This is a genomic window from uncultured Methanobrevibacter sp. (genome assembly GCF_947169325.1).
Lineage (GTDB): Archaea > Methanobacteriota > Methanobacteria > Methanobacteriales > Methanobacteriaceae > Methanocatella.
Genome location: NZ_CAMVPN010000044.1, coordinates 1 through 20,748, shown reverse-complemented (window position 1 = coordinate 20,748; position 20,748 = coordinate 1). Strand labels below are relative to the sequence as shown.

Annotated in this window: 20 protein-coding genes; 16 read left to right on the top strand and 4 right to left on the bottom strand. The window is 38.2% G+C overall.

Annotated features, from left to right (window positions below; all coding sequences use genetic code 11):
• From Q0W26_RS07295 to Q0W26_RS07265, 7 genes are all read left to right on the top strand, one after another.
• Positions 1-218 (top strand): hypothetical protein (locus tag Q0W26_RS07295; protein ID WP_298523628.1); only part of this gene is annotated, 218 nt, incomplete at its 5' end.
• Between the two features lie 201 nt (positions 219-419).
• On the top strand, positions 420-1,247 hold the full coding sequence (locus tag Q0W26_RS07290; RefSeq protein WP_298523627.1) for an amino acid ABC transporter substrate-binding protein: 828 nt from the start codon (positions 420-422) through the stop codon (positions 1,245-1,247).
• 33 nt (positions 1,248-1,280) lie between these two features.
• Complete coding sequence (locus Q0W26_RS07285; protein WP_298523626.1) at positions 1,281-1,931, top strand: amino acid ABC transporter permease; 651 nt, start codon at positions 1,281-1,283, stop codon at positions 1,929-1,931.
• Positions 1,932-1,943: 12 nt separating this feature from the next.
• Positions 1,944-2,627, top strand: coding sequence for an amino acid ABC transporter ATP-binding protein (locus tag Q0W26_RS07280; RefSeq protein WP_298523625.1), 684 nt, complete (start codon positions 1,944-1,946; stop codon positions 2,625-2,627).
• Between the two features lie 251 nt (positions 2,628-2,878).
• On the top strand, positions 2,879-3,541 hold the full coding sequence (locus tag Q0W26_RS07275; protein ID WP_298523624.1) for a zinc ribbon domain-containing protein: 663 nt from the start codon (positions 2,879-2,881) through the stop codon (positions 3,539-3,541).
• Between the two features lie 133 nt (positions 3,542-3,674).
• The gene (locus tag Q0W26_RS07270) at positions 3,675-5,282 is read left to right on the top strand and encodes a glycosyltransferase (protein WP_298523623.1); all 1,608 of its coding nucleotides are present in this window, start codon (positions 3,675-3,677) and stop codon (positions 5,280-5,282) included.
• A gap of 9 nt (positions 5,283-5,291) precedes the next feature.
• Positions 5,292-6,278 (top strand): glycosyltransferase family 2 protein, encoded by a 987-nt coding sequence (locus tag Q0W26_RS07265; protein WP_298523622.1) that lies wholly within the window; start codon positions 5,292-5,294, stop codon positions 6,276-6,278.
• On the opposite strand, the gene Q0W26_RS07260 is transcribed toward Q0W26_RS07265, so the two are convergent.
• Positions 6,230-7,102, bottom strand: coding sequence for a hypothetical protein (locus Q0W26_RS07260; RefSeq protein WP_298523621.1), 873 nt, complete (start codon positions 7,100-7,102; stop codon positions 6,230-6,232). The two genes, Q0W26_RS07265 and Q0W26_RS07260, sit on opposite strands and share 49 nt — an antisense overlap.
• A gap of 196 nt (positions 7,103-7,298) precedes the next feature.
• Between Q0W26_RS07260 and Q0W26_RS07255 the strand changes: the two genes are divergently transcribed.
• The 8 genes from Q0W26_RS07255 (at position 7,299) to Q0W26_RS07220 (ending at position 16,762) form a co-directional block, all read left to right on the top strand.
• Positions 7,299-7,748 carry a flavodoxin gene (locus Q0W26_RS07255; RefSeq protein ID WP_298523620.1) on the top strand — a complete coding sequence of 150 codons (450 nt, stop codon included), beginning with the start codon at positions 7,299-7,301 and terminating at the stop codon, positions 7,746-7,748.
• A gap of 1 nt (position 7,749) precedes the next feature.
• The gene (locus tag Q0W26_RS07250) at positions 7,750-8,217 is read left to right on the top strand and encodes a MarR family winged helix-turn-helix transcriptional regulator (RefSeq protein ID WP_298523619.1); all 468 of its coding nucleotides are present in this window, start codon (positions 7,750-7,752) and stop codon (positions 8,215-8,217) included.
• Entirely contained in the window at positions 8,218-9,606 is a 1,389-nt protein-coding gene (locus Q0W26_RS07245; RefSeq protein WP_298523618.1) for an MATE family efflux transporter, read from the top strand.
• Between the two features lie 222 nt (positions 9,607-9,828).
• Positions 9,829-12,054, top strand: coding sequence for a hypothetical protein (locus Q0W26_RS07240; protein WP_298523617.1), 2,226 nt, complete (start codon positions 9,829-9,831; stop codon positions 12,052-12,054).
• A gap of 224 nt (positions 12,055-12,278) precedes the next feature.
• Positions 12,279-13,658 (top strand): DUF6020 family protein, encoded by a 1,380-nt coding sequence (locus Q0W26_RS07235; RefSeq protein WP_298523616.1) that lies wholly within the window; start codon positions 12,279-12,281, stop codon positions 13,656-13,658.
• 13 nt (positions 13,659-13,671) lie between these two features.
• Complete coding sequence (locus tag Q0W26_RS07230; protein ID WP_298523615.1) at positions 13,672-14,601, top strand: glycosyltransferase family 2 protein; 930 nt, start codon at positions 13,672-13,674, stop codon at positions 14,599-14,601.
• Positions 14,602-14,628: 27 nt separating this feature from the next.
• Positions 14,629-15,072, top strand: coding sequence for a hypothetical protein (locus tag Q0W26_RS07225; protein ID WP_298523614.1), 444 nt, complete (start codon positions 14,629-14,631; stop codon positions 15,070-15,072).
• Positions 15,073-15,184: 112 nt separating this feature from the next.
• Positions 15,185-16,762: a DUF2142 domain-containing protein gene (locus Q0W26_RS07220; RefSeq protein WP_298523613.1), complete on the top strand. Its 1,578-nt coding sequence runs from the start codon at positions 15,185-15,187 to the stop codon at positions 16,760-16,762.
• A gap of 29 nt (positions 16,763-16,791) precedes the next feature.
• Here the strand turns inward: Q0W26_RS07220 and Q0W26_RS07215 are convergent, their stop codons facing one another.
• From Q0W26_RS07215 to Q0W26_RS07205, 3 genes are all read right to left on the bottom strand, one after another.
• Complete coding sequence (locus Q0W26_RS07215) at positions 16,792-17,832, bottom strand: tRNA-dihydrouridine synthase (protein ID WP_298523612.1); 1,041 nt, start codon at positions 17,830-17,832, stop codon at positions 16,792-16,794.
• Between the two features lie 81 nt (positions 17,833-17,913).
• On the bottom strand, positions 17,914-18,801 hold the full coding sequence (locus Q0W26_RS07210) for a hypothetical protein (RefSeq protein WP_298523611.1): 888 nt from the start codon (positions 18,799-18,801) through the stop codon (positions 17,914-17,916).
• 153 nt (positions 18,802-18,954) lie between these two features.
• On the bottom strand, positions 18,955-20,280 hold the full coding sequence (locus Q0W26_RS07205; RefSeq protein WP_298523610.1) for an NCS2 family permease: 1,326 nt from the start codon (positions 20,278-20,280) through the stop codon (positions 18,955-18,957).
• Positions 20,281-20,508: 228 nt separating this feature from the next.
• Here Q0W26_RS07205 and Q0W26_RS07200 point away from each other — a divergent pair.
• Positions 20,509-20,748, top strand: a 240-nt coding sequence (locus Q0W26_RS07200; RefSeq protein WP_298523609.1) for a manganese efflux pump, incomplete at its 3' end; no start/stop codon positions are given.

Below are 20,748 nucleotides of genomic sequence, written 5' to 3'. Positions count from 1 at the left end.
CCACCAACCTTGACAAGGACAAGCGCAATAACAATTCAAAGCATCTTTCAGATAAGCTTAATGAAGTCAGCTTCAAGTACAGGAATCTCAAAAAGCAAAACAAGCAGTACAAGTCACAAATCAGTGATTTGCAGTACGTCAACGAGCAGCTCATGGGCTCCACAAGCTGGAAGGTCACAAAGCCTATCAGATTCGTAGGCGATGCGGTTAAAAAATAGCTTTTCAATCAAATTCATTAAACCTATTTTTTTTATTATAGAATTGAACAAAAGTATTAATTTACCGATGCCATTATCTCTTTTTTAGAATATTTTTCAAAGTGCAATATAAACAAATAAATATGCCTACATTATAATATTTATATGTAGAGAATATTCTACACTATTTAAATATAGTTATAACTATTTTGGTGTTTTAAAATGAATAAAAAGATAGGTATTATTTTAGCTTTAGTCCTCGTATCTTTAATGATGGTAGGATCTGTAAGCGCTGGTTTATTTGATTTTATGGGAGGAAATGATGCAAACGCAACCGCAAATGATGAAAATACCTTCATCGTAGGTTTTGATGCAGAATTCCCACCATACGGATACAAAGACGACAGTGGAAACTATACTGGTTTCGACTTAGACTTAGCAAAAGAGGTTTGTGAAAGAAACAACTGGACATTCCAGGCTCAACCAATTGACTGGGATGCAAAAGACGCTGAATTGGAATCCGGTTCTATCGACTGTATCTGGAACGGATTCACAATTGACGGAAGGGAAAATGACTACTTATGGTCCAACCCATACTTCGACAACAAACAAATATTCGTTGTTAAATCCGACTCAGGAATTTCAACTATTGCTGATTTACAAGGTAAAACCGTAGAAACACAAAAAGATTCATCAGCTTTAGCTGCTCTTGAAGGAGACAACAAAACCATTGCAGACACATTCACAACTTTAAACCAAGTTGCTGACTATAACACCGCATTCATGGACTTAGAATCCGGTGTATGTGATGCTGTAGCTATGGATATCGGTGTTGCAGAATACGACATCGACAACAAAAACAATTCAGATGACTTCACCATCCTGGATGAGTACATCACAACCGAAAAATATGGTATCGGATTCAAAAAAGGAAATGATGCATTAAAAGACCAAGTACAAGCTACTTTAGACGAAATGTTTAAAGACGGAACTGTCTTAGAAATCGCTCAAAAATACGGTATTTCCGAAGACGCATTAATCCAACCATAGACTGTTTAGTTTAAGAAGGGAGAATCGGATTATATGATATTGAGTAATGTAATCGCACAATTGCTTAATGGTATGGTTACATCCATTGAGATATTTTTGCTTACTCTTTTATTCTCCCTTCCTCTCGGTTTAGCAATTGCCGGAGGAAGGATGAGTAAGTTTGCACCGTTAAGGTGGCTTATGAAGATATATATCTCAATCATGAGAGGAACACCGTTAATGCTGCAGCTCATTGTAGTATTTTTCGCACCATACTATGTATTCGGCATGACTCTTTCACCTGACTACAGGTTCATTGCAGTAATCATCGCATTTACAATAAACTATGCTGCTTACTTTGCTGAAATCTACAGGGGAGGAATCGAATCAATAAACAGCGGACAGTATGAGGCGGCACAGGTATTGGGCTACAGCAGGCTTGAGACATTCTTCATCATTATCATGCCTCAGGTGTTTAAGGTAATTCTTCCTTCAGTAACTAACGAAGTAATTACTCTTGTAAAGGATACTTCTCTTTCATTTGTAATTGCAATTCCAGAAATGTTTACAGTAGCAAAACAGATTGCAGCTGCAGACGCATCCATCTCAGCACTTCTGGTGGCTGGTGTGTTCTACTATGTCTTCAACATAATTGTAGCATTTGTAATGGAACACCTGGAGCACAGATTGGATTATTATGAATAGGGGGAGTATTTTATGAGTTTGCTTGAAATCAAAAATCTTAAAAAAAGCTTCGACGACAATGTAGTTTTAAAGGACATCTCCCTTAAAGTCGAAAGGGGAGAGGTACTGGCCATAATCGGCCCTTCAGGATCAGGAAAATCAACACTGCTTCGGTGCATAACTGATTTGGAGGAGGAAGACAGCGGTGAAATCAAATTCAACGGAACATTCGGACTTGTATTCCAGAACTTCAATCTATTCCCACATCATTCCGTAATGAAAAACATTACAAATGCTCCGATTCGTGTTCAGAAAAGGGACAAGGATGAAGTCTATGATCATGCAAGAATGCTCCTTGCCCAGATGGGTCTTGAGGATAAGGAAGACGCATATCCATGCGAGCTTTCAGGAGGCCAGCAGCAAAGGGTTTCAATTGCAAGGGCTTTGGCAATGAATCCTGACATACTCTTTTTCGATGAACCGACCTCAGCACTGGATCCGGAACTGACAGGTGAAATCCTGACTGTAATCAAGGATTTGGCTGCAATGAAAATGACAATGGTCATCGTTACTCACGAAATGGCCTTTGCCCGTAATGTCGCAGATGCAATAATATTCATGGACGGCGGCGTTATTGTGGAACAGGGCACTCCGGAAGAGGTATTCTCATCCGACAACCCGAGGATGAAGGATTTCCTTGGAAAATTCTACGATTAGATTTAAACAATTTAATCCAACTTTTTTTTCTTTTATTTATTTTGACTTTTCATTCAACCAAAAATCATACATTCGCATTAGCAGTGATATAATCGGGTATAGATTCAATATGTTTGATTGCTAATCAGAGAATCATGTTTCACTTTCACCAAATCCATACCATGATATAAAATGATGATTATTTCGATTAAATATATATGATATTGTGGACAAAATATTATTATCTAATTGCAATTTATAGGTGTTAATAAATGAAATGTCCTAATTGTCAAAGTGAAAATTCAGACACAGCAAAATTCTGCAAGAAATGCGGAAGTGCACTGGAAGTGAAGACAATAGACCATGAAAGCATGATCAACTCAATGAGCGGGGCAAAACAGTCTGGCGATAATAATACAAAGATAATCATTATCGCTCTTGCCGTCATTGCTGTTGTGCTTGCAGGCGCATTTATATATATGTATTCATCCGGCAATTCAGCTGACAGCAGCGGTTCAAGCAACGCTTTGGCTGACAAGAACACAACCCAGGTTGATGATAAGCAGGATGATGCATCAGTCAAGGCATCAGAACCCGAAAAGAAAGCAAAATCCTCAATGAAGATTAGGGGAGGAAGCTTCTCAACAGGAAGTGCGGATGCAGACAAGACTTATGCAGAAATCAATGTAGGAACCGAACATGCAGGTGAAGATGTCATCGTTCAAATCTGGTATTCCAGAGACGGCAATACATTGAATCATGGTAATATGGTTCCGGCATCAGTCCATTCAGACGGATACCTCTACATTTCAAGTGCAGATGCATATAAGTATTATCCGGATTATGCAACAATCAATTTATATGATTCAAACAGTAATCTATTGGATACCCAGAGTGTTTCACTCTCACCAAAAAGCGGAACCCAATACTTCTAAAAATCATATAATTTCTTTTTTTATTTTTTTCAATATCTTTATTAATTATTATAAATTAAAATAATATTAACGATTTTCAGTGTTTTCTATTGATTTTCACTGTTTTTAGGAATGTGAGTTAAAGAGGAATTTTATGAGTGAAAAGAATTGGCAAGATCAATTTAAGATTTTTGAGCTTCAGGATGAAATCGATGGTTTGAAAAGCAAGAACAGAAGACTGGAGAAGAAAAACAGGCATTTCCAGTCAACCAAGGCATACAAGGTCTGGAAGAAGTATGCAAACTTAAAGGACAAACGTCAAGACCAAGAAAAGAAAGCCAAAAGCCTTAAAAGCATAAAGGTCGCAATGATAAGCGACGAGTTCACCTTCAATTCCTTCAAGCATGAATTCAAGGCAATACCTCTCACTCCCAAAAATTGGAAAAAGCAGTTCGAAAAGAAAAAGCCGGACATATTCTTCTGCGAATCTGCATGGGCAGGATATGACGGAAAGACAGACAAGAGGCACTGGAAAGGCAAGATTTTCAAGAAATACGACACTGAAAACAGAACCGAGCTTCTCGAGATTCTCGAGCACTGCCATGAAAATTCAATCCCCACAGTGTTCTGGAACAAGGAGGACCCTCCCTATTACCGTGCCGAGGAATATTCGTTTGCTGAAACCGCAAAGCTTTTCGACTACATATTCACATCCTCTGAGGAATGTATAAAGCACTACAAGGCAGACTTCAATCATCCAAATGTCAATGCGCTCATGTTTGCAGGCCAGCCTATTCTTTTCAATCCCCTCAATCTCTCCGGCGAGAAAATCGAGGAGGTGGTCTTTGCAGGCTCATATTACGTCAAGCACCCTGAGCGATGCGCTCTCATGGACATGATTTTCGACAAGATTATCGAGCAGTGGGGAGGACTGATGATTTTCGACAGGGTATACTATGAGAAATGGACCCAGTTTCCAGAAAGGTTCACCAAATATACTGTTCCTCCAATAACCTATGAGGAGACCGCTGAAGTCTACAAGAAGATGGACTGGGGGCTAAACATAAACACCGTGACAGATTCCAATACCATGTTTGCAAGAAGGGTGTTCGAGCTTTCCCTGTGTTACGTCAATATCCTAACCAACTATTCCAAGGGAGTGGACAAGATATTCGGCGATAACGTATTTGTCTTTGATGAAATCGACAAATTGCCTGACTTCAACAATCCATACACTGAAAAAAGGCTCAACAACCTATACAACGTTCTTGAAAACCACACATACACGCAGCGCTGGATGCAGATTCTCGACACCATGGGCTTTGAATACAGCGTTCCCAAAATGGACGTGACAATGATATACAAACTTAGTGACGTAAATGACATTGAAGACATTATTGCAAGGTTCGAAAGAATTGATTACGATGACAAGGTTCTTGCTATACTGCTGGAGGATAAAGCCATCAAGGATGACATAAAGGAAAAATATCCTCAGATAGATAAGGTTTTCAAGACCAAAAATCAGGCAAGAAACGGAATAAAGACCAAGTTCTGGATGGTGTGCGATATGGACATCGATGACGATTTCATCCGCCATGCAATGCTTCACTACACATATATCCATGACAGGGTTTCCATCACTCCAAGCGATGACAAGTTCAAGCTGTCTGTGGAAAGCGGCTATGAAAACAAGCTCGTGAGCCGTAAAAACCGTTCATACCTAACAGGCAAGGATCTGGAAGTGTACACATATACAATTTAATTGATTATCATGAAGATTTCAGTAGTAATGCCCGTTTTCAATGAAGAGAGGTATATAAGAAAAGCCATTAAAAGCGTATTGGACCAGTCACTTGAGGATTTTGAGCTCATTGTCGTTGATGACGGCTCAACAGACAATACGTTAAGCATCATCAAAGGATTTGACGATACAAGAATCAGACTAATAACCCAGTCAAGGTGCGGTCCGGGAGCGGCAAGAAACAGGGCGCTGGAGGTTGCCGAAGGAGAATATGTGATGTTTTTGGACGGTGACGATTTCTTCTGTCCAGATGCGTTCGAAACCGCCTATCGCCATATCAAAGAATACGATTCAGACATTTCAATGTTTCAGATAATAAAGTATCATGAAGGAGAATTCAGCAAGAACGAATGGTTCGGCCTGAACAACTTCACAGAGGAGTTTGAAGGGCGGAACTTCCAACCTGATGAGTGCGGCGATTTTCTCTTTGACATTTCGGTCAGCGCCGCCCAGAAGATATTCAGACGCTCATTTTTACAAAGAATCAACGCCAGGTTTCCTGAAGGAATATACTTTGAGGACATGCCTTTCTTTTTTTACACATTCCTTAAGGCTGAAAAGGTTTCAATCATAAGGAAGTACCTTTATGCGCGAAGAAAGCATGAGGGTTCCATTACCGAAACTGTGGATTCAAAATTTTTGGATACTGTCGAGGCTGGATGCATATTAATGGACATATTTGTTGAAAATGGATGGTATGATACATACCAATTTGATTTGCTTGCCTTCAAAATCAATGGTCCTCGATATGCTTTAATGGCCATTGAAGAAAAATGCAAGAAAGAGTTGTATCTATTAATTAAAAAGGACTACCAATCAATTAAATCAACTCGATATTATGATGACTATCTTGAAAATCTTGGGCCTGTCAAGAGGAAGTTCTTTTTGGACATCTTAAACTCAAAGGACTATGATGATTTCAAGACATTGAACCAGACAAAATCAGAACCTGCATAAAGGCTGATTGCCACTGATGTCAATGTAATGAGAACGAATATTATAAAGACATTTAAAGGCGCCAATAGGAAAAACAGAATCAACATTACCATCTCCAATATTGCAAAGAGATTTCTGAACTGATTTGTATAGCTTAAAACGCCCAATATCACAGGTGTTGCAATGATGGCTAAAATATAAAGACATGACATCTCAAGGCTTACGATACCTGGAATTGGTTTGCTGAATATGTACATGTAGAGATACATCTCCAGAACTGTCAGATAGAATCCCTGAACGCCTCCGCAGATTGCCTGTGCCAGAGTATGCTTTTTAAGTAGAACCCTTGACCAGATCAATATAGGATAGATTATTCCGAAAACTGCACCTGCTGGTCCCAAAAGCAATATCAGTGCCGCAACAGGTCCGCTCAATCCGGTTGTGTGGACGCTTATCTTCCATTTTGAAGTAATGAGCAGAACGACTCCGGTATTGACTGAGTAGCATAAAAGAAGAAGTGTCAGAAAGTTGTCTACATTAATAAACCATGATATTAGAAAACCTATGAAATAGCTGATTATACCTACAACCAATGGGGTGAATCTGTCTTCACGGTTTGAAATGTCGCTGTCGGTATTGAGCTTTTTGGCCCAGAACAGGATGATTGCCATTGGCAATATTGAAGCGAAAACAAGTGAAATTACTTCAAGAGTGATGAACTTGGCGAAATTGAATGCACCGTTTTCAAATGAAAGTATTATGCATATGAGCAAAAAGAGTGGAATGCATATTATCGGCGGATTTGTTATTGTGGATATTGTCTTTGCTATTTTCAGTTTGTTCATATAATTAATTTATACTCTTTAAATTAATATAAGTTATTCAAATATTCACTGCCACTAAAATGGGGAAATGTGTTTTGTTTGATTTTACTAAAATGTTGCAATTTTTTTTGATAATCTTATATGCATTTTCAATTGTTGACATGTCAATAGTTGCCAGTGCAACATTTATATATGATGAGAAATTAATAATAATAGTATGAAATCACTAGTAGCTTATTATTCAAGAACAAACATTACAAAAAAATTGGCTGAAGACATTGCATCAAAAACCGGTGCCGATGTAGAGGAAATCAAACCCAAAAAGGATTATCAAGGAAAGATGGGTTACGCGCGCGGCGGAAAGGATGCAATCCAGGAAAAGATAATTGACCTTGAAGCATTGAAATATGACCCTCAGGATTATGATGTTGTATATCTTGGAGCTCCGGTATGGGCAAGCAAAGCGGCTAATCCTATGATAACATACATCAAACAGAACGAAGGCAAGTTCAATGAAGTCAAGTTTTTCATAACTGCTGGAGGAAGAGGATTCGACTCAACCCTTGAGCAGCTTGAAAAGTACACCAAAAAGCCTTTAAAGACTCTTGCCCTAACCACCAAGGAAGTCAAGAAGGACGACTACAGCCTGGATTCATTCATCGATTAAAATGTCAGTTGAAGATTTTAAAAAGATTGATGCTTCCAATCTTCCAGTAGGAAAGCTGATTGCAATGATAGCAAGAGGCCATGCAATTTACATAAACCATCGCCTCGAGGAATTCGACATCAATTCCACACAGCTGCATCTGCTATTTGAAATCTACCACACGGAAAACATCAACCAGGAAGAGATATCCTCAAGATGCAGCATCAACAAGGGTGCTGTGGCCCGTTCAATCAAAAAGCTTGAGGACAAGGGCCTGGTCATGCGCGAGGTCGATGAAAACAACCGCCGCCAGAACAAGGTTTCACTTACAGGGAAAGGAAGGGAAACCCTGGCAAAGGCATATGAAATCCTCAACGAATGGGAGGATGAGGTAATAGTTAAGAAAGGATACATAGAAAAGGAATTGCTGCAGCAGATATTAAAGGAAATAGTTGTAAAGACAATGGAGCTAAACAGCAAGGGGGATTAAATGTCTAAAAGCAAAAACATTGAAATGATTACTGGAGACCCGAAAAGGGCAATAAGGAAATTGGCCTGGCCGATGATGCTGTCAATGCTATTAATCATGTTGTATAATCTTGCAGACAGCATATGGGTAGCCGGCCTTGGAGCTGACGCATTGGCCGCAATAGGATTCATCACACCATTATTCATGGTATTGATCGGACTTGGAAACGGAATAGGTGCCGGTGCAAACTCACTCATTGCAAGAAACATCGGCGCAAAGAATTATGATGAAGCCAACAATTCAGGATTGCATGCTGTCGTATTGTCCATTATCGTGTCTTTAATATTCACAGTACTGATTGAAGCGTTCATGGTTCCTATCCTTCAGTTCATGGGTGCCGGTGAAACAATAGGATATGCCATGGATTACAGTTACATAATATTCGGTTTCCTCTTTATATTCGTATTCTCAGGTGTGGCATCAGCGATATTCCGTTCGGAAGGGGATATGAGAAGGGCAACAATCGCAATTGCAGTAACAGCAATCTTAAACATTATTCTCGACCCTGTATTCATATACATCCTTGACTTTGGAATTTCAGGGGCGGCATGGGCAACAGTAATCTCAGCCAGCATGTCATGTCTGGTAATGAGCTATTGGATATGGGGCAAAAAGGACCTTTACCTTGATTTGTCACCTAAAAACTTCCATTATTCAAGCAGAATCATGATCGATACCCTTCAGGTTGCAATCCCTTCAACATTGGAAAACGTCATTTTTTCAGCTCTTGCCATAATAATAAACTCAATGCTGGTACTGGCTGCAGATACAACAGCCGTGGCAGTGTATACCGCTTCAATGAGAATCGTGCAGATGGCAATGATTCCTTTATTAGGTATTGGAACTGCGGTTTTAACTGTATCTGGTGTGGCATACGGTGCACACAACCATGAGAACCTGAAGACCGCCCATTCCTATTCAATCAAATTGGGATTCATATTTTCAATTGCAATAGGGCTTGTAATGTACATATTCTCAAACCAAATCGCAACTGTATTCTCCTATACCTCAGCAAGCGCAGCCCTAGCTCAGCAGATTGCAACTGCAATATCCGTCCTGACACTGTTCGTTCTTGCAATCCCTCACGGTATAATGTCATCAATGATGTTTCAGGGTGTTGGAAAAGGAATATACTCTCTTTTAATCACACTTTTAAGGTCACTGATTCTTGAAAGCGTATTCGCATACCTCTTCTGCTTCATTTTCGGATGGGGAGTTGTTGGAATATATGCTGGTGTTGTATTCGGATGTTTCGTTGGAGGAACACTGGGATATGTCTGGGCGAAGTTCTTCATCAGGAAATTCCGCCAGATTTCAATCAGAAAATACACACCGCAAAAAGAAGAATAGTCCATAGGACTATTTTTCTTGGATATTTTTCTTATAAACTTGTTGGAACATCAAAAATTCCACAAGACCTTATTTTTTTCAATAAGACCATACATTTATCAATAATTAAAAATAAAACATAATTTTAAGTATTGAAATGCCATGATATTATTATTCGGCAATGGCTGTTATCTTGAATTGAGGGAGCAATTGCTTTTAATTGATGTGAGATAGGTGAGGAAATTGGTTAATGAATTTTTAAATAAGGAATTTTTTATCATAGATTCAGATAACCTCGATAATATTGACACAAGATTATACGGATATGCAATTGCTGATGGCAAACTATGCATGGATGAGCCTGAAGGCCATGAAATGCTATCTAAAATCGGAGCCTATGTGTTTGTAAGCGCTGATGAAAATAAGATAAGAATCAGCCAGGATTACCTGGGATCTTATGGCATATATTATTATGCAAAAGATAATTATTTTGCCATATCCAACTCATTTTTAAGATTGATGGAACATTTAAGGGATAGCAATAAGGAAATCACGCTCAACAGGCAATATGCAGATTATTATATGGGAGTTAAATTATGCTCCAACCTCTATTCGCAGACTTTAGTCAATGAAATTGAAATGCTTGCAAGCAATATGGATGTGATAATCGATAAGCAATCACATCAGATAGATTTCAATATAAGTGATAGGGATGAACATAGCGTCCCAATCAATTCAAAGGAAGCATTGGACATCTTGGATAACTGGTTTTACAGATGGGTGGATGTCATCAGAAATCTGCGCAAAACCACCAATTACATCAGATTTGACTTGAGCGGAGGAATAGATTCAAGGCTGGTTGCCGCTCTTTGGCTTAATGCGAACATTGACCTGTCCAACATTAACATAACCTCAACGGATAATTCAAAATATAATGAGGATTTACAAATAGCTTCAGACATTGCAGACTTCTTTGGCTTTAAACTGAATAACAGACTATTTTTTGAAACCACACCCCTGTCAGTTGAAGAGTCATTGACAATGTCTGAGTATGTCAAGTTCGGGTCTGAAAAAAAGGAATATGTCAGATATGCAGTTCCCAATGAACCTCTATTTAGAATTTCAGGCCATTGCGGTGAAACGTTACGGGATTACATCAATAAAACCCCTAAGGAGTATACCGACATGACCGTTAGAACAATCTCCAAGCTATCTCCTGAATTGAAGGCCTCCGGTGAAGCATTGCTTAACCGGGAATTTGATGAACTGTTTTCAAACTCAGATATTGACGATGAGCAATCAAAAGAGATATCAGCACTCCTATATTCCAATGGAAGAAACCGCCATCATTTCGGAAAAGGCTTTGTAGACAGCTTCATGTTTAATAAGTATACGATTGCCCCATTAAGCGATCCGGATTTGCAGAAGATCAATTTCAAAATAGGAATCGATGACAATTATCTGCTAATAGCACTGATTTTAAGAAGGTATTGTCCTAGGCTATTGGATTTCAGCTTTGATTCAAACAGGAAAATTAGTCCTCTGACATTAACTGCATGTGATGAAATCAATAGCATGAAAAAATTTGAAGAAAAGCAGCTTGATTTCATTGAAGGGCCAGAAGTGAAAACAGTAAAAACTGAAGACCCAATCCACAAGAGAGGATTTGAATTTATAGATGACATATTCGATTCCGAAAGTTTCCTAAAGGAATTTGAAAAATACTTTTCAACTGAACTGTATTTGAAAATCAGACTCAATCTCATCAAGAACAGGAATAACAGGTCAGATAAGATATCAGCTATAGAAATAGTCAAGACCTCAGATGACACCAACAGGATCAATCAAAATTTCTATGACTGGATATGCAATTTCAAATCCGATAAGGCAGATATCAATCAAATCAAAGCATTGAACTATATGAAAATCTATTCAAAAGCCAGAATTGACATTAAAAATAAGGGTGGGGAGGATAACGCAGTTGAAGTAATTGAACATTCCGACAGCAAATGCAACATATCCTACCCGAAATGGTTAAAATCAAAAGAAGGCAGCGGTTGTGTTTTATCAAGTACAAATCTGAGTTTAGACATTAAAATTAAAATCATTAAAGATGGACAACTAGTCATCAAGCTTAGGGGACCTAATGTATTGGATAAAAACAAGAATAGGTTTCCGGTGTATATAGATTATATGAAATTTTCAGTCAACAATGATGAGATTCTGAGTGAAAACAAATTACTTTCACATGATGACGGCTATATCTTCAAGATGGATGTTAAAGACTCACAGGTTGTTGACCTTTCATTTGAGTGGATGCCTTTCAACGATTTAAGCGTATATGAGAATAAGAAAATCACTTCTCTTGAAAAGGAACTTGCTAAACTGAAAAGTGAAAATCAGCTGTTAAAGGATAGGCTTTCAGATTCAAAAAATTCAGGTCTGCTTTCGAAATTAAAAAAGAATTAGGGACCTTTCAAAGTTTTTTTAGCTCTATTATTTGTCATCTTTTACACTTATTCATATACAGGAAACTTACAATATGGATACCATATCAATCAAAATTAATATAAGTGAAGATAATGTAAATAATTAATATGGACTTAAAAAGTGATAATGGATATTTGAGGAGCATATTTAATAAAATAACTTATAGGGATTTGATAATATTCCTAATACCATTTATTATCTACATGTTTTATCTTTATGTTTATAATCCCGGCATCATAAGAGTTGATGCCTTCAACCAGCTCCATCAAATCGCCACATCAACTTTTGCAAATTGGCATCCGTTTTTCCACACGTTCATTGAAATGATGTGTCTTAAGGTGTATCCGAATCCGATATCCATCGGAATTTTTCAGATTGTCATTTTTTCAGGGATATGGACAGCAATCTGCAACTATTTCAGAGGCAATGAAAAGAGCAGGGATTTTATCCTGCAGGTCATATTTACACTAATAATCGCCCTAATCCCGGTAAATGCAATCTTTTCAATAACATATCTGAAAGACACTCTCTTCAGCTACTTTTTACTGCTTACCTGCTTTTTGATAAAAGTGCTGGTGGACAGGAAAGGCGATGTGGGATTGGGATTTGTTGTAATCTTTTCACTGGCAATGGCATGTGTAGCCCAAATCAGGCCAAACGGAATGATCATCATATTGGCATTGTTGGTCGTATTGTTCATTTATCTGTTTAGAAAAAACAGATCCCAGAAGACTTATGTCCTGATTCCTGCAGTTACAATAATCTTTATTCTGCTGATAGCGTCACTCAATGTCGTTTATGACGTTGAAGACAATCAGAAGGATGCGGTTCTCACCAAAGTGGTTCATATGCTGGCAGACTATGATTTAAACTTAAATCTGGAAAGCTCCGACAGGGAAAAGATACATATGCTTTTCAATGAAAGCACAATCAAGAAAAATTACGAGCCAACTTTCTCAGACTCGATATATCATGCCACAAACAAAACGGCATACAACAATGACAAATTCACATATATCAGTTTGGCTATTGAATATTCCATTAAGAATCCAGGTCATTTCGTGAAATACCTTTTCAAATCCTCTCCGATGACATGGGACATAGTCAGGGATGACAGCTGGCATGGAGTGTCATATATCACAAACACCAATCGTGAAGGGCATCAGTTCTATACCAACTATAACATGACTCCCGCATCCACCTATGATAATGCAACATTCAAGGACAACGAGTCAGGCCTGTTCAAGGCATTGAATTCAATGGCAAATTTCATTAAAAAGGACAAGCTTTTGGACACCTTATTTGAAAGCCCTGCACTATACATGTACCTGTCATTGATTTTAGTGGGAACAATATACGTTTTAACAAAATCAAAAGGAATACTGCTTGTCTATCTGCCGAATTTATTGAATATTCTAAGCATATTTGTTTCAACACCTACACAGGACAGCAGATACCTCTATCCAAACCTGTTGGTATTTTACTTGCTGGTCATAATAATTATTGGAATCCTGACAAGGCCAAAGGACCCTGAAGCCGAAATCCGGGCAAAAGTATTAAAGGAACTAAAACAAGAAAGATAACTAGTGTGTTTATATGAAGACTGCAATATTGATTCCCTGCTACAATGAAGAGAAGACCATAAAGAAAGTGGTTGATGACTTTAAACGTGTCATGCCCCATGCTGAGGTATATGTCTATGACAACAACTCAACCGACAGCTCAAACGCCCTGGCAAAAGAGGCGGGAGCCATCGTCAGGCAGGAATACAATCAGGGAAAGGGCAATGTCATAAAATCAATGTTTCGCCAAATCGATGCTAATTGCTATATAATGGTGGATGCAGACGACACATATCCTGCAGAAGCCGCACTGGAATTTGAAAAGATAGTATTAAACGGGCAGGCGGACATGGTTATCGGAGACAGATTGTCCTCAACATATTTCACAGAAAACGACAGGATGTTTCACAACACAGGAAACAAGCTGGTGCGCCGGCTGATAAACCTGTTTTTCAAAAGCGATTTGAAGGACATCATGACCGGAATGAGGGCATTCAGCTATAATTTCGTCAAATCATTCCCGATATCCTCAAAAAACTTTGAGATTGAAACCGAGATGACAGTATTTGCCCTGATGAACAACTTCAAAATTATGGAGATTCCTATTGACTACAAGAATCGTATGGAAGGAAGCGAATCAAAACTCAATACATATAAGGACGGTTATGAAGTAATATCAATGATCTTTGCACTGGTTCGTGATGAAAAGCCGTTGCTCTTCTTTTCACTAATATCATTCATACTTCTCATAATAGCGGGAATATACTTCTTCCCTATTCTCTTCAAGTTCTTCTCAACCGGTTATGTCCTGAAGATCCCTACACTGATAGCCATCTCAACTGTAGTGATTATAGCAACCATCATATTCTTTACAGGCGTTATTCTTCATGTGCTTAAAAAGCAGCATGCCGATAATCTTGAATACCATCTGATTCTGTTAAATAAGCTCAAAGAGAAAAAATAAATTCATTTTAGATAGGAAACGAATATTATGGAATTCATTCTGGACCACAAGAAATATTCTATACTCAACCATGAGCTCTATATAAACTATCTCATTGTAGACAGCTATTTCAGGGAAAACCAGTCATTATATGAATATGACATCAAATTCGACTTCATAACTCCTCTGCTTGAAAAGGAAAAAGTGGAATTTGAGGACATTCTGGAAGGAACACAAGTCCTTGAGGAGCTGATTGAAAAAGAGGAGATAAGCTTCATACCATACGGACTTAAAATTGACCAGCACGTCAATGAAACCTTCAGGATTTCATATCAGGACTGTGAATTCGCCAATGTCAATGTGGGAGAGGCAATTCCTCTGATTATAGCCTTGAATACTCTCCTGACATATAAGCCGACCGTGCCCATGTTTCAAATTGAAGAGGAGCTCAACCATTTTCTTGAAAGGTTCAGAAGCTACGGCTCCGAATAACATGGAGGAGTATTAGCTAAAAAACAATATTCAATAATGTTATATGTTCTGCAATATAAAGATATTAACAATATTATTTTAATTTTTTTAAAAATCTTAAAAGTTGTTTTAAATGAGAGATTTGAGGGATATTGATATTAAAAGTGAAATTTCGGGAATTAAGGACAGTGCATTTGAATCTAAAAGATACTGGATTTTATATTTGGTATTGATGTTGATAGCTTCCTTTTCAATTTATAGTCCTTCAAATTACGGACATCCGAAACTTCAGCTATTGGCAATTGCCGTAATAGCCATTCTAGGTGTTTTCTGCATAGTATTTTACACACGCCACAGTGAAGATGAGGAATTGTACAAGACAGCTTTTGTTATAGTGCTTGTTTTGGGAATAGTCTGTGCCTTTCTTATTCCGATATGCTTTTCTCCGGATGAAGTTGAGCATTTTGTAAGGGCTGAGATTACTTCAAGAGGAATAATAAATCCTGAATACAATAACGGTTCATTTTTGACCATACAGTCAACATTGGATTTGATTAAAAATGGAAAAAGCCCTACCGGAACGGGATTTGATGGAATGGGTATGGTGAACTCGTCGATTTTCAACACGAATGCTGATTTAAAGCCAATCAATATGAGTCTTGTGAAATATCCTTCTGCATTTGCACAAAATCCTTTTTTCGGATATCTGTTTCCTGCAATTGGAATGTTCATTGCAAAAATGCTCGATTTGAATGCAATTTGGCTGATGTGGCTTGGAAGGATATTCAATGTGCTCTTATATGCAACATGCGTTTCATATGCAATCAAAAAGAGCCCTATAGCAAAAATGCCAATGCTTGTAATAGCATGCATTCCACTTGCAATTTTCCAGTCCTCTTCCTTAAGCATTGATGCAATCATATGCGCTTTGGGAATTGTGATTGTGGGACATTTCTTTTATATGATCAAGGCTCCTTTCGAAAGCCTCACTTTAAAGGATTTGGGAATATTCAGTGTGCTTGTTCTGCTTATAGGATTATGTAAAATTACATATTTTGCATTTATCGGATTGCTGTTCTTTGTTCCAAGAAACAATTTCAAAATCAATAAGTATTATCTATACTGCATATTGCTGTTTGTCGGATTCGGCGCATTGGCACTGCTGTACAACAAATATTATGCAACTCCAGGATTCATGCATTCATTCAGAAGCGTGCATCAGCAGATATATAATTTCACTACAGAAGACCAGATTTCATATCTCATGTCTCACAAATGGGATTCCCTGATGACATTTCTTCAGATACCTGGAAAGTATATCAACGGGGATTTGATGTTCTTCAAGAAGTATATGGGATTCAGCGATTCAATCTCATCACTTTACCTGATGTTTTTCGGTGCGGTCTGCCTTTTATATCCGAAACCTTCAGAGAACATGATGCCTAGAATAGGCGCATTACTGGTGGCATTAGTGATTTACATCGGAACATACATCACATTTCTTTTAAGCTGGTCCCATTCAATCGGAGACTTGGCCAATATAATGGGCGTTCAGATAAGATATTTCCTTCCTCTCTTCATAATGTTTCCGTTCATTTTCGGCTTCAATAATCTTGAAGGGGATAAAACAAAGATAGATTCATATGCGATTGTTCTGACAGTTGCATTTGTTTCAGTCATGCTTATGTCATTGGTCTTCAAGACATTTTAGAGATTTGGGAAGCCCAAAAGGTTTGCAAGCTATGGATCTGAATAGTCAACATTCAATGTGGCCTTGGGATATATGAAGCATGTTGATGTCTTTTTCCAGTAGCAGTTGTTGCATGTCCTGCATTTTACCTCGCCGTCGCCTTCAATCTGCCAGTCAACAAGAAAGCTAGGGTCTGCAACGAATGGCCTCTGCATGGAGATGAACTCGACGTTTGTCTTGTTTAAAATATTGTTGATCTGCCTTTGGCTTTTCACTCCGCCGCCCATAATTACCGGAATGTTGACATTATCGATTATTCTGCTCACGTCAAGTGCCAGCAGCTTTTTTTCATAGTTTTCACGTGAAAAGTACTGGGGTGAGCGCGGGCGGGTAATCTGTAGAGAATCGGCGCCATGCTTTTCAAGCAGCTTTGCAATCTCGATTGTCTCGTCAAGTGTCATGCCGCCCTTCTGGATGTCAAATGCATTGAGCCTGCAGTTAATGTGAAGCTTTGTGTTCTGCTTTATGACCTTGATGATTTCAAGGACAATCCTCAAGCGGTTAAGAGTACTTCCACCATACTTGTCCTCTCTTTTGTTGAAGTATGGGCTAATGAATCTTGTTAAGAAATAATAGTTTCCAAGAGCTATCTGAATTCCGTCAAAGCCGGCATAATCTATCTTTTGAGCTGCAATGATGAAATCAGTCTGGATCTTTCTTATGTCTTCAATTGTCAAGTCCTCGATTCTGACGTTCTGCTGGGCATGCTTGTGGTACTGCACGAAACCTAACTGTGCAAAAATGGGAACGTCATATAAATGAACAAGGTCTGTCAGGTCCTTTGCCTCTCGCACAAACTGCCTGTAGTTCACAGTATTTGAAAACTTGCTGAAGGAATCCTTCGGATAAAGGGAGTACAATTCAGAAATAATCAGTCCTACACCGCTGGCGGCAATGCTTTCATACCTGTCATATATCTCAGGAGTCAGATTTCCAGGCTGTTCCCTTTCGGATTCCCAAAGGCCTGTTCTGACAATTCGGCTGTTGAGTGTGAATTCAGCAAAATCACAAATATCAAATAAGTCTTTCATGATTATAAATTGATTAAAAAAAGTATAAAAAGATTTTTAAAAAAAAATGGGTAAGGAAAATTAATTTTCCTCTAAGATTGTTTAGATTATTGCTATGATGCAAATAATAACCAAAGCTAAAATAGCTAAAATGTCACTTTCAAATTCTTCACTTGCAACATTGATGTCAATGATGTTGACGCTTTCATCAGTTTTGTTTGTATCTGATTCATTGTTTGATAAATCACCATTGATGTTTTCTAAATATATGCTTTTTGATACTGATGCACTAGGACTTTCATAGGGCCATTTTATCTCTTCAAAGCCTAAATCCAGAAATGGTATCGGCAATTCTGCATGGTATGCGACCTTTTCATCATCATAGTCGCTTTCATTATCGAAGTCCTTCTGATCGTAATTGGCTGCATCCTGAGTGAAACCGAATGCTTTTGAATTAGTTGTATATGCCATTAGATATTTTGGAGAATTTGCGTAAAGGTAAATCTTTTTGAGGAATGTTCTGTTTCCATCGCTTTCATTGAAATCGTCAATAAAATCAAGGTCGTCATAATAGTATTCCCATTCGCTCCAGTCTAAATCATCGTAATAATATTCCCAGTCATCTCCGTTTGGGTAATCGTAATCATCCCAGTCTTCATCGTCCAGGTCTTCATCATCAAAGTCATCGTCCCAGTCTTCATCGTCCAGGTCTTCATCATCTAAGTCATCATCCCAGTCCTCATCATCCAGGTCTTCATCATCTAAGTCATCATCCCAGTCCTCATCATCCAAATCTTCATCGCTAAGATCATCATCCGATTCATCATCTGAATCATCAATGAGTTCATCGTCCAGGTCATCGCTTAAATCATAATCGTCAATGTCTGAATCTTCAATGAATGAATCGTCAAAGTCGCTTGATGCAAAGCTAACTCCAGCGCAAGTGATAAGAACTGCAAATATGATGAGAATTGTAAATATCTTCTTCAATATATCACCTCAGACATATAGAAATATATTTTTACTATATATAACTTGCTGAAAGCCTTTACTTTAGTTAAAGATTACTAAAATATAATTAAATATTGGTTAAAAATGGTATATAAATATTACAAAAAAAGAGATGTATAGAGGAAAAATCCCCTATAATCCGAAGAACAGGTAGATTAGGAAAATTACGAACAAGACCCATACAAGTGGGTTTAATTCTTTTGCCTTACCGGTTGCTGCAGCTACGATTGCGTATGTGACGAAACCGAATGCGATACCGAGGGAAATTGAATATGACAATACCATCATGATGATTGTCATGAATACTGAAGCGACGATTGCAAGGTTGTCCCATTCAATGTCTCTGATTTGAACAAACATGAGAATACCTACGGTCACTAATGCAGCGGTTGTAACGGAGGAAGTAAACAATGCTAAAACGGTTGGAGCAAAGAATACTGAAAGCAGGAATAGGATTCCAGTAACGATTGCTGTAAGACCTGTTCTTCCACCAAGACCAATACCTGTTGCGCTTTCAACGTAAGCTGTTACTGTACTTGAACCGAGGATAGCACCAACAATTCCACCTAAAGCGTCACTGATAAATGCCTTGTTGATTCCTTCGGTTGTTCCGTCTTCTTTTTCAAATCCGCATTCTTTTGCAAGTGGGATTAAAGTTCCGGTAGTGTCGAAGAATGTAACGAAAAGCAGTGAGAACAGTATCATGATGAGACTTGGAATGTTTTTGAAGAGCTCTCCAAATCCTGCCATGAATCCGCCTACAACACTCCAGTCAAGGCTGAATGATACCCATTGAGCAGGCAATGCTGGCATTACCGCATCAGCACCTGCTAAACCTGCAAGTGATGCTATTACTCCTAAAACGGCAGTGACAAGTAAACCTATGAATACTGCGGCAGGCACTTTACGTACGTATAAGATCAATGTGATTGCAATACCAATCATTGCAAGAAGTACAGGGGCGGAAGTCAATATTCCTAATGTTACGATTGTTGATTCGCTTGCAACGACGATTCCTGAATTTGCAAGACCTAAAAATGCCAAAAAGAAACCGATACCTGCACCGATAGCCAGTTTCAAGTCCTTAGGAATAGCATTTAGGATAGCTTCCCTCAATCCTACAAGAGTAATGATTAAAAAGAGTACGCTTGATAAGAATACTGCAGCCAGAGCCGCTTGCCATGAAAGACCCATACCCAAAACTATAGTATAGGTGAAAAGTGCGTTCAGTCCCATTCCCGGAGCGAGTCCAACAGGATAATTGGACAGAAGCCCCATTATTATACAGGCGATTCCTGATGCAATTGCTGTTGCAATGAATACGCCTTCAAGTGACATTCCTGTAGCAGACAACATTCCAGGGTTTACTCCTAGGATATAGGACATTGCAAGAAATGTTGTAATACCTGCAATGATTTCAGTTTTAAAGTCAGTATTATTTTCGTCTAACTTAAACAATTTATTTAACATATAACACCTCATTTTCCTATGATGTTATTTTTATTATACTTAAGTAATAAATCATTCGATATGAAATTCAGTAAATGTTGTTTTTAATGGCTTTTCATTCGATATTATGTGGTATTGTTGTTACAATATGTTGATTTAAACTACAATGTTGAATATTATCAAATCAATGAACTTTTAGGCAAATTTTATATAAACTGTTTAACATATTCTATTTTAATGACATTTAATTTAATTTCAACAGGCCTGATTGCAGTGGCGCTTGCAATGGATGCATTCAGCGTGTCCATGACCAAGGGATTCACTCAAAAGAACATTACCAAAACGCAAATCCTATACTACGGCATATTTTTCGGAGGATTTCAGGCTCTGATGCCTATATTAGGGTATTTTTTCGGAAATTTCATATCCTCATTCATCGCATCCCTCGCCTCAGTCGTAGGATTCATACTTCTTTTG